The 10,258-nt window shown below is 68.7% G+C and carries 7 protein-coding genes and 1 riboswitch; of the genes, 1 reads left to right on the top strand and 6 read right to left on the bottom strand.

The window, feature by feature from the left end; genetic code table 11:
- Positions 1-33: 33 nt before the first annotated feature.
- From ACFWN2_RS45840 to ACFWN2_RS45850, 3 genes are read right to left on the bottom strand one after another with little or no spacing between them, the layout of a single operon-like run.
- Positions 34-1,014, bottom strand: coding sequence for an ABC transporter substrate-binding protein (locus tag ACFWN2_RS45840; protein WP_382437041.1), 981 nt, complete (start codon positions 1,012-1,014; stop codon positions 34-36).
- Positions 1,011-1,751, bottom strand: a complete 741-nt coding sequence (locus tag ACFWN2_RS45845; RefSeq protein WP_382437042.1) for an ABC transporter ATP-binding protein — start codon at positions 1,749-1,751, stop codon at positions 1,011-1,013. Before ACFWN2_RS45845 ends, ACFWN2_RS45840 begins: the two co-directional genes overlap by 4 nt.
- Positions 1,751-2,773 (bottom strand): FecCD family ABC transporter permease, encoded by a 1,023-nt coding sequence (locus ACFWN2_RS45850; protein ID WP_382437044.1) that lies wholly within the window; start codon positions 2,771-2,773, stop codon positions 1,751-1,753. The genes ACFWN2_RS45845 and ACFWN2_RS45850 overlap by 1 nt, the downstream gene beginning before the upstream one ends.
- A 33-nt stretch (positions 2,774-2,806) precedes the next feature.
- Positions 2,807-2,954: riboswitch (cobalamin riboswitch) on the bottom strand.
- An 81-nt stretch (positions 2,955-3,035) separates the two neighbouring features.
- Here ACFWN2_RS45850 and ACFWN2_RS45855 point away from each other — a divergent pair.
- Complete coding sequence (locus ACFWN2_RS45855) at positions 3,036-3,455, top strand: YciI family protein (protein WP_382437045.1); 420 nt, start codon at positions 3,036-3,038, stop codon at positions 3,453-3,455.
- A 65-nt stretch (positions 3,456-3,520) separates the two neighbouring features.
- Here ACFWN2_RS45855 and ACFWN2_RS45860 read toward each other — a convergent pair whose 3' ends face one another.
- The 3 genes from ACFWN2_RS45860 to serA all read right to left on the bottom strand — a co-directional run bounded on the left by ACFWN2_RS45860 (position 3,521) and on the right by serA (position 9,955).
- Positions 3,521-4,558: a 3-isopropylmalate dehydrogenase gene (locus ACFWN2_RS45860; RefSeq protein ID WP_382437046.1), complete on the bottom strand. Its 1,038-nt coding sequence runs from the start codon at positions 4,556-4,558 to the stop codon at positions 3,521-3,523.
- Between the two features lie 289 nt (positions 4,559-4,847).
- Entirely contained in the window at positions 4,848-8,180 is a 3,333-nt protein-coding gene (locus ACFWN2_RS45865; protein ID WP_382437047.1) for a S8 family serine peptidase, read from the bottom strand.
- A gap of 185 nt (positions 8,181-8,365) precedes the next feature.
- A complete protein-coding gene (gene serA, locus ACFWN2_RS45870) occupies positions 8,366-9,955 on the bottom strand; it encodes a phosphoglycerate dehydrogenase (RefSeq protein WP_382437048.1) in 1,590 nt (529 codons plus the stop codon).
- Positions 9,956-10,258 lie beyond the last annotated feature (303 nt).

Genomic DNA, 10,258 nt, shown 5'->3' on the forward strand with positions numbered 1-10,258 from the left:
ACGGCCAGCCGCAAACTCGACCCGCGCAGGAACTCAGGCTTCTGCCAGGAACTTCGCGAACGCCTCGATGGAAGCCGCGTTCCGAGGCCCCTCCACCAACGCGGCGTAGGGCAGCGAGAAGAACCGCTTCCCCTTGACCGCGGGCGAGTTGGCCAGCGGCGCGTACCCCTCCAGGAACCGCTGCTTCTCCTCGGGCGTGTTCGCCTCACCGTCCGCGTAGTCCACGATCAGCACGACATCGGGGTTGCGCTGCACCACCGTCTCCCAGTTCACGGTGGTCCAGCTGTCGTTGAGGTCCCCGAAGATGTTGTCCCCACCGGCCTTGGAGATCACGTCCTGCGGCGCCGCGTTCTTCCCTGACGTGAACGGCTGGTCCTGCCCGCTGTCGTACAGGAACACCTTCGGCCGCGGCTTGCCCTCCATCAGCCGCCCGGCGGAGGCGATCTGCTCCTGGTACCCCTTGATCAGCTCCTCCGCCTTGGCCTCGACGCGGAAGATCTTCCCGAGGTTGCGCAGGTCCGTGTACAGCGCGTCCAGCGCGGGCATGATGCCGCGCTGCTTGCCGGTGCCGTTGCGGCACGCCTCGGTCAGCAGGTACGTGCCGATCCCCAGCTCCTTCAACGCGTCCGGGGTGAAGCCGGTGCTCTCGCTGAACCCGTAGTTCCAGCCGGCGAACACCAGGTCCGCGTTGACGCCCTGCACGACCTCCTTGGAGATCTTGTCGGACAGGTGCTTGCCGCTCTCGAAGTCGGCCTTCCACGGGGAGGTCTGCACGTCGACCGTCTTCAGGCCGTTCACCACGTAGCCCGCCATGCGGTCCTTGAGGCCCAACGCGAACATCATCTCGGTGATGCCGGTGTCGTTGGTGACCACTTTGGACGGAACCTTGTCGAAGGTGACCTGCTGGCCGCAGTTCGTGACGGTCACCGGGTCGGACGCGGCGGGGTCCTTCGCGACCGTGGCGCCACAGCCGGAGACGAGCAGCAGGGCCGCTGTGACGAGTGCGGTTCTCAAGGGGTGACCTCCTGGTCGAACAGGAGCTGGGGAACTCCCGTTGTCGGGTGCCGCACTACGTGCGCGGTGACGTGGAAAACCTTGGCCATCAGTTCCGGGACGAGGACCTCCGCCGGGGTGCCGGAGGCGACCAGCCGTCCCTCGTCGAGCACGTGCAGGCGGTCGCAGTAGGACGCGGCGAGGTTCAGGTCGTGCAGGACGGTGAGCACGGTGATGCCCAGGCCTCGCGCCAGGGCGAGCACCTCCAGCTGGTGCCGGATGTCGAGGTGGTTGGTCGGCTCGTCCAGCACGAGCACGCGAGGTTCCTGGGCCAGTGCGCGGGCGATGAGCACGCGCTGGCGTTCGCCGCCGGAGAGACTCAGGAAGCTGCGTGAGGCGAGGTGCGCGACGTCCACTGTGTCCAGTGCGTCGCCCACCACGCGCCGGTCGCGGGCGGAGTCGCGTTCGTGCGGCAGGCGGCCCATCTCCACGACCTCGGCGACCGTGAAGTCGAACTCGACCTGCGACTCCTGCGACAGGGCCGCGAGGTCGCGGGCGATGTGCTGTCGCTTGTGGACGTTCTCGCCGTCGATCAGCACGGCGCCCGAGTCCGGCTTCAGGGCGCGGTAGACGCAGCGCAACGTCGTGGACTTGCCGCTGCCGTTCGGGCCGACGATGCCGACGACCTCGTCGCAGGCCTGCAGGGTGATGTCCGTGATGATGCCGCGGACCGTGACGTGGTCGATGTCGACGCGCATCAACGTCCTCCGAACACGTAGGTCTTGCGGCGCATGAGGAAGATGAAGCACGGCACGCCGATCGCGGCCGTGATGACGCCGAGCGGCAGCTCCTCGGGCGCCGCGAGCATCCGGGCGGCCACGTCGACCCAGACCAGGAACGACGCTCCGGCGAGCGGTGCGAGCGGGAGGACCTTGCGGTGGTCCGCGCCCACGACCATGCGGGTGAGGTGCGGCAGCATCAGCCCGACGAAGCCCACCGCGCCGCTGACCGCCACGAGCACGCCCGTGATGCCCGCGGTGACGATGAAGAGGTGCGTGCGGAACCGGTTGACCGGCACGCCGAGCGTCGTCGCGGTCTCGTCGCCCATCGCCAGCGCGTTCAGCTGCCGGGCCCTGGTCATCAGGTACGCGATGCCGAGTGCCGTCACGACGGCGGCGATCGGCAACGACGTCCAGCTCGCGCCACCGAGGCTGCCGAGCAGCCAGAACATGGCCGACCGCGCCGCCTCCCCGTGCGGCGCCTGGAACACCAGCAGCATCGCCACGGCGGAGAACCCGTACGCCAGCGCGGTTCCGGTCAGGACCAGCCGCAACGGTGTGAGCCCTCGGCTCGTGCGCGCGGTGATGTAGACCAGGGCCGTGGCGCCGAGACCCGTCACGAACGCGCCGACCGACAGCGCGTAGACGCCGAGACCGGACAGCACGCCGAGCGTCGCCACGGCCGTCGCGCCCACGCTCGCGCCCGACGAGATGCCGAGCACGTACGGGTCGGCGAGGGCGTTGCGGACCATCGCCTGGATCGCGACGCCGACCGTGCTCAGGCCCGCGCCCACGACCGCCGCCAGCAGGACGCGGGGCAGCCGGATGTCCCAGACGATGTGGTACTGCCCGACGAGGTCCGCGGGGATCGTGCCGCCGCGCAGGGCCTCCCAGAGCAGCTCGACCGTGACGTCGAACGGAACGGAGACGGGGCCGAGCGCCACGCCCGCGACGATGCTGACGACGAGCACGCCGACGAGCGCGCTGATCTTGGAGATCACTGATGCCCTTCCCGCAGTCCACGGCAGGAGTTGGTTCCTCGGTCCACCGTGCACGGGTGTTCGGGCTCGTCCCCCCGCCCAGGGGGACCTACCGTTGCGGGTCAGCGCCGGACTTCGACCGGTCTTCCCCCACGCACGACTTCGGTGACCCTACCTGCGAAAACAGGAAGTTCGAAAATTTTCCGGGTGTGATGTCGATCCGGCACCGCGCCCGTTCGACCTCTGGACGTCAGCGAACGAGACACGAACGAGGAGACACACCGTGAAGTACATGCTGATCATGCGCGCCACCGACGAGGCCTTCGAGAACATGGGCGAGTTCGACTTCGACAAGATGCTGGAGACGGTCGGCGCGTTCAACGACGAGCTCATCCGCGCCGGTGTGCTGCTGGCCGCCGAGGGCCTCTCCGACCCGTCCGAGGGCGTCGTCGTCGACTACTCCTCCGAGCCGGCGGTCATCACGGACGGCCCGTACGGCGAGACCAAGGAGCTGTTCAACGGCTTCTACCTGCTCAACGTCGCCTCGATCCAGGAAGCGGTCGAGTGGGCGAAGCGCATGCCGATGGCCGGGCCGGGCTTCAAGACCGAGATCCGCCGCGTGCCGACGATCGACGAGTTCCCGCAGGACAACGAGTGGATCCAGAAGGAGCGCGCGTGGCGTGAGGCCAACGGCCAGCTCTGACCAGCGCTGAGAAACGCCGAAGCCCGGCCGGGAAGATCCCGGCCGGGCTTCAAAACGTCTGAACCTCAGCCCGTGCGGACGTTCGACGACACGAGTGCCGCGAGACGGTCGCCGATGGCGTAGGTGGCCCCAGGCGACTGGTGGTCCCTGGTCGCGAGATCAAAGGCCACGGAGGCCTCGATCCGGCGCGCCGACTCGTGCTCGCCCAGGTGGTCGAGCAGCAGCGCGACCGACAGCACGGCGGCCGTCGGGTCCGCGATGCCCTGGCCCGCGATGTCCGGCGCCGAACCGTGCACCGGCTCGAACATCGACGGGTTGCGACGCGTGACGTCCATGTTCCCCGACGCGGCCAGGCCGATGCCACCCGTGACGGCGGCGGCGAGGTCGGTCAGGATGTCGCCGAACAGGTTGTCCGTGACGATCACGTCGTAGCGGCCCGGGTCGGTGACCAGGTGGATGGTCGCCGCGTCCACGTGCTGGTAGGCCACGGTGACGTCCGGGTGCTGCAGCGAGACCTCCTCCACGACGCGCGACCACAACGAGCCGGCGTGCGTGAGGACGTTCGTCTTGTGCACCAGCGTCAGGTGCCGGCGCTGGCGGTTCGAGGCACGCGCGAACGCGTCCCTGACCACCCGCTCGACGCCGAACGAGGTGTTCAGCGAGACCTCGGTGGCGATCTCGTGCGGCGTGTCCTTGCGGAGCAGGCCGCCGTTGCCCGCGTACGGGCCCTCGGTGCCCTCGCGCACCACCACCATGTCGATCTCCGGCGGGTCCGCGAGCGGGCTGCGGACACCGGGGTAGAGACGAGCAGGGCGGAGGTTCACGTGGTGGTCGAGCTCGAAGCGCAGCCGCAGCAGCAGCCCGCGCTCCAGAATTCCGCTCGGCACCGACGGGTCGCCGACCGCGCCGAGCAGGATCGCGTCGTGCTGGCGAAGCTCCCCCAGCACCGACTCGGGCAACAACTCTCCCGTGGCGTGCCAGCGCGCCGCGCCGAGGTCGTAGCGAGTGATCTCGGCCGCCGGAACGACCTCTCCGAGGACCTTCAGGGCCTCAGCGATGACCTCGGGCCCGATCCCGTCTCCTGGGATCACTGCGAGCCGCATCCACACACCTCCCAGGTGTCAGTCCCCAATTGGTGGGACTATTTTCCTCACGCGAAAGGCTACCGGCATCGCGGGCGCTCACCGCATGCCGGACACCCCATCGGGGTGTTATCTCCCGTACTGCGGGACACCCACACGGCCTATACCCCACTTTCGGGTGTCACTCGACCGCAGGAACGGGGTCGCGTCAAGGGGTGACGGCAGGCAGTTCCGGACCGTGACGTGCCGAGAGGCCCGGCTCTCCGAGGGAGAACCGGGCCTCTCGTGAAACATCCGACCTGGCGGGCTACTAGTAGGCGCCGCCCCGGCCGCTCGACTTCACCGTGACGACCGACGCGCGGTCACCGTTGGCATTGTGGTGGTTGAGGACCAGCAGGCCCTCGGACTTGTCGGCCTTCAGCGCGGCCTCGTCCTTGTTCACCACGAGCGCGGTGCCCGGCTTCGCGACGTACGAGAGCGCCGCGTCGCCGCCGCCCTGCGCCCACAGACCCGGCTTGAGCGGGTCGAAGGACAGGTTGCGGTCGATCACGTCGATCAGCTTGTTCGCGTTGCCCGGCGCCACGTAGTAGCCCGCGGTGCCCACGACGTACGACAGGCGCGCCGTGTCCTTCGTCGCGTCGATGCCGAGTGCGCTCAGCAGCACCGGCAGGACGACGACGTTGGTGTCCTGGACGTTCGCGTCGACGTCGCCGAACAGGCCGTTCACGCCCTGGATGTCGACGGTCTCGCCCGTCTTCAGGTCCACGGTGGACGCGACCAGCAGGTCGGTGTCGGTCAGGCGGGTGGCGAACACCTCGAAGTCCGCGGTGCCGTCACCGTTGGTGTCGATGTCGACGAACGGAATGGTGTTCTTGCCCAGGTTGTACCAGTTGCCCCAGGTCGCGACACCGAACGCGAGCAGCGCCTCCTCGGGCTTGCCCTGCGCCTTGGCGAGCGGGGCCGTGGAGGCCGCGCCGACGTAGCGGAGGTCGCCGCCCTTGGCGGTCTCGTTGAGCGCGCAGTTCTCGGTGACGTTGCGGCGGCAGTCGCGCAGCTTCGGCGACTGGGCCTGCAGTTCGAGAACGCTGACCAGCGAGCGGTAGGCCTGCGAGCCCGAGCCCTGGTCGATGCCCTTGCCGGTCAGGTTCAGCACGGCCTGCTTGTCGTTGCCGCGGAACTTGAGGCTGGACGCGGTGTTGATGTCCGCGACCGGCTTCGGCGCCGAGTACACCGACAGGCGCAGCGGCACCGTGGCGCCGGCGGTCGGCGTGAACGTCACGCGACCGGAGGCGTCCGCGAGGAACTGCCGCGGCACGTCGAGCTGGAGCGGCTCGACCGTCGAGTCGACCGTCTTGCGCAGGGCCTTCGGGTCGGTGATCTTCAGGGTGACCTTGACGCGCGCGATGCCGCGCGGGCTCAGCTTCACCTTGTCCTGCGAGAGCACGTAGCTCACGCCGGGGATCGTCGTGGCCGCGGTGTAGCCGACCTTGTACTCCACGGACTTCGTGGACTTGTTGACGATCTTGATGGTCTTGGACAGCGAGACCGGCTTCGAGACCTCGACGACGCCGAAGTTCGCGCTGACGTAACCGTTGTCCTCCTCGACGTACGCGAGGACCTGGTTGTCGATCGCGGACTTGCCGTCCACGCGGCCGGTGCCGACCCGGTTGGGGGCGAAGGTCTTGCCGTTCTCCTTCACGTCCGCACCGGCGGTGTTCATGATCGAGGCCTTGACCTCCTCGAGCGTCCAGTCCGGGTGCGCCTGGCGGACCAGGGCGGCGATGCCGGCGACGTGCGGGGACGCCATCGACGTACCGGAGATCACCAGGCGGTCGTTGCCGGAACCGACGGCGGTCGACGAGATCGTGTCACCGGGGGCTGCGACGTCCGGCTTGATCGACTGGCCGCGGGTGCCGCGGCTGGTGAACGAGCTCGGAGTGTCCGAAATGGACTGGTCGTACGTCGGCGTCGAGGTGCGCAGGTCACCCGCGAGGCGGACGACCAGCGTGCCCGCGTCGAGCGCCGGGCGGACCGCCGCGGTGGCCGAGCCGGTGAACTGGAACATCGGGATGGCCGCGTTGCCCGCGATGCCCGCCGCGAAGTTCTCCAAAGTGGACGACAGGAGCACGCCCTGACCGCCCGCGGCCTGCACGTTGTTCGCGCGGGCGGCCGAACCACAGCGGCGCGTCGCGTCGTTGTCGTCCCACTCCAGCCACACGAACTTGCCCGCGACGTTGTCGGTGATCGCGACGCAGCCGTCGGTGTTGCCCGCCTGGGTCACCTTGGCGACCGGCAGTTCCTTGTTGTAGCCGAGGTAGCCGGTGAAGCTCTGGCTGTACTGACCGGGCTTGAGGCCCTGGCCCTTGACCTCGGCGCCGTCGCGCAGCACGTACGAGTCGCGCGTGGAGGCGACGGTCAGCGCCTCGGGCGTGTTGCCCGGCGAGCCGCCGATGTCGTAGAGGTCGCCGCCGTTGCCCGCGGAGAAGACCGGCATGACGCCGACCTTGTACAGCTTCTTGACGAACAGGCTGTCGGGGTCGTCCGGGGCGCCGTAGTCGGAGCCGAGCGACAGGTTGACCACGTCGAGGTGGTCGGAGAAGTCGCCGTCGCCGTCGGGGTCGAGCGACCAGTCGAGCGCCTGCGAGGTGACGTTGGTCGAGCCGTCGCAGCCGAAGACCTTGAGCGCGAAGATCTGGGCCTTCGGCGCGGTGCCGGGACCGATCTTCATCTCGTTGAGCTTCGCGGCGTCGAGCTTGGTGTAGTCACCCTTGAACGTGCTGCCGTCGGCGTTCTCGCCGAAACCGGCCGTGGTGCCCGCGACGTGCGAGCCGTGGCCGTTGCAGTCGATCGGGTTGGGGTCGGGCTTCGGCGTGTTGATCGCCGGGTCGGTGCTCTCGCCGTCGTAGGTCTCACCGACGAAGTCGTAGCCGCCGACGACCTTGGCGGTCGGGAAGTTCGGGTCGGCCTTGGTCGGGTCGACGGCCTTGAACGCCTCGACCGTGCCGGGACCGCCGAAGTTCGCGTGCGTGTAGTCGACGCCGGTGTCGATGATGCCGACGCGGACGTCGTCACCGAGCTTGCCGTACTGCTGCCAGACGTTGAGCGTCCTGGTGAGCTGGACGGCGTTCGAGTTCTGGCGCTTCTTCGGCACGACCGGGTAGACGGCGAGGACGTCCTGGCGCTGGGCCAGTTCGCGAACCTTCTGCGCGTCCGCCTTCACGACGACGCCGGGGACGCCGTTGGAGGTGCGGTAGAGCTCCTTGGTCTGCGTGTCGGCGCTCTTGAGCTGGCCGACGACCTGGTCCGCGGTGGCGGCCGTGTCGTTCTTGGCCTGCTTCGCGGCCTGCTTCGCGACCTCTTTGCCCTGGCTCTTCTTCTCGTCGAACGCGTCGACGGCCGGCTTGCGGTCGAGCGCGACGAACGCGGTGACCGTGCCCGCGGCGTTCAGCCTGGGAGAAACCTTGAGGTGCAACGCTTTCGCGTCCAACCCCTGTGCACCCTTGACCGGCTGCGCGAGCGGTTCGCTCTGCGCCTGTGCCGTGGCAGGTGCGATCAGCAGTGTGGTGATGGCAGAGAACACCACCAGACTCGATCGTCTCTTCACAACGTTGCCCCAACCGAGGTGTGTGCCTTCGACCCGCATCCAGATGTGCCGTGCCCTCTACGGCACCGGGTCAACCTCGTGGGGACGCTAATCGCTGACCGTGTCTCTGCGACTGCCCCGAAAGTATGAATGTTGTCTACGGATAGTTGCCTGTTACGACTTCGTTGTGAATGGCGATAGACACGGGAAGGGGACTTTGAGCGTCCCCTTCCCGTTTGTCGTGACTATCCGAAGTCGACAGAGCGGACCGTGCGCGCACCCACGGCGGCACCGATCGGGTCGAGCACCGCGGTGTCCACCGGGCGGTCGACGCGCAGCACCATGACGGCGTCGCTGCCGGTCTGGCTGATCTGCGCGGCCTCGATGTTCACGCCGGCCTCGCCGAGCAGCGTGCCGACGGTGCCCATGACGCCGGGGCGGTCCGGGTACTCCAGCAGCAGCACGGTGCCCTCGGCCCTGAGGTCGAAGTTGCGGCCGTTGATGTTCACCAGCTTCTCGACCTGCGCGATGCCGCTGACCGTGCCGGAGACGCTGTTGGTCGTGCCGTCCGCCTGCACGGCCCTGACCGTGACGAGGCTGCGGTGGTTCGGGCTCTCGGTCTCCTTGGTGAGCTCGACCGTGACGCCCAGGTCCGCGGCGAGGCTCGGCGCGTTCACGAACGTCACCTGCGACTCGACGACCTTGGAGAACACCCCGCGCAGCGCGGCGAGCGGCAGGATCGCGACGTCCTCAGTGGACAGTTCGCCGCGGACCTCGACGGTGACGCTGGTCGGGGCCTTGGGCGAGAGTGCACTGAGGACGGTGCCGAGCTTCTGCACCAGCGGCAGGTAGGGGCGCACCTCCTCGCCGACGGCGCCACCCTGGACGTTGACGGCGTCCGGCACGAACTCGCCGGCGAGCGCGAGGATGGTGCTCTTCGCGACGTCGGTGCCCGCGCGGTCCTGCGCCTCGGCAGTGGACGCGCCGAGGTGCGGCGTGACGACGATGCCCGGCACGTTGAACAACGGGCTCTCGGTCGTGGGCTCGGTCGAGAAGACGTCGATGCCGGCGCCGCCGACCTGACCTTCCTTGACCGCCTCGGCGAGGGCTTCCTCGTCGATGAGGCCACCGCGGGCGGCGTTGACGATGATGACGCCGCGCTTGGCCTTGGCCAGCTGCTCGGCGCCGATGAGGCCCTTGGTCTCCGGCGTCTTCGGCAGGTGGATGCTGATCGCGTCGGCCTTCTCGAGCAGCTCTTCGAGCGTGACGAGCTCGATGCCGAGCTGAGCGGCGCGGGCGGCGCTGACGTACGGGTCGTACGCGATGAGCTCGACGCCGAACGCGGCGATGCGCTGCGCGAACAGCTGGCCGATCTTGCCGAGGCCGACGACGCCGACGGTCTTGCCGTTCAGCTCGACGCCGTTGAACTTGGAACGCTTCCACTCGTGGTTCTGCAGCGTCTCGTGGGCGGCCGGGATCTGGCGCGCGACGCTGAGGAGAAGCGCGACGGCGTGCTCGGCGGCGCTGACGATGTTGGACGTCGGCGCGTTGACGACCATCACGCCGTTCTGCGTGGCGGCCGGGACCTCGACGTTGTCCAGGCCGACACCCGCGCGGGCCACGACCTTCAGCTTGCGCGTGGCCGCGAAGACCTCGGCGTTCACCTGGGTGGCGGAACGGACGAGCAGCGCGTCCGCGTCCTGCACGGCTTCGAGGAGTGCTGCGCGGTCGGTGCCGTCTACGTGGCGCACCTCGACGCCGTCACCGAGAGCGTCCAGAACGGACGGCGCGAGCTTCTCGGCGATGAGGACAACAGGTCGGCTCGTGTTGCTCACGGACATCGCTCCCAGGAAGGGTCGGATCGTGGGGCGCGGGCGTGGTCGGGGGCGGCTGGCCCGCGCCGACCGGAGCACCGCAATGTGTCCGGACTGTTAACGAGCATAGACAGGGGGCTTGCGCGCGCATTCCGCCGGGTGGCTCAGGTCACTGGTGGTGTCTTGCAGTATGGGATTGGGGTGGGGTGGACGTGCGTTCACTCGCCTGGGTGATGCCCAGGGGGTGGGATGTGCCGGTTTTGCCGGTTGGGTGCGGGTCGGCTTTTGCCGGGGGGTGCGGGTCGGGAATGCGGGCTGGTGGCG

It is taken from the genome of Lentzea sp. NPDC058436, from assembly GCF_042721515.1.
Taxonomy (GTDB): domain Bacteria; phylum Actinomycetota; class Actinomycetes; order Mycobacteriales; family Pseudonocardiaceae; genus Lentzea.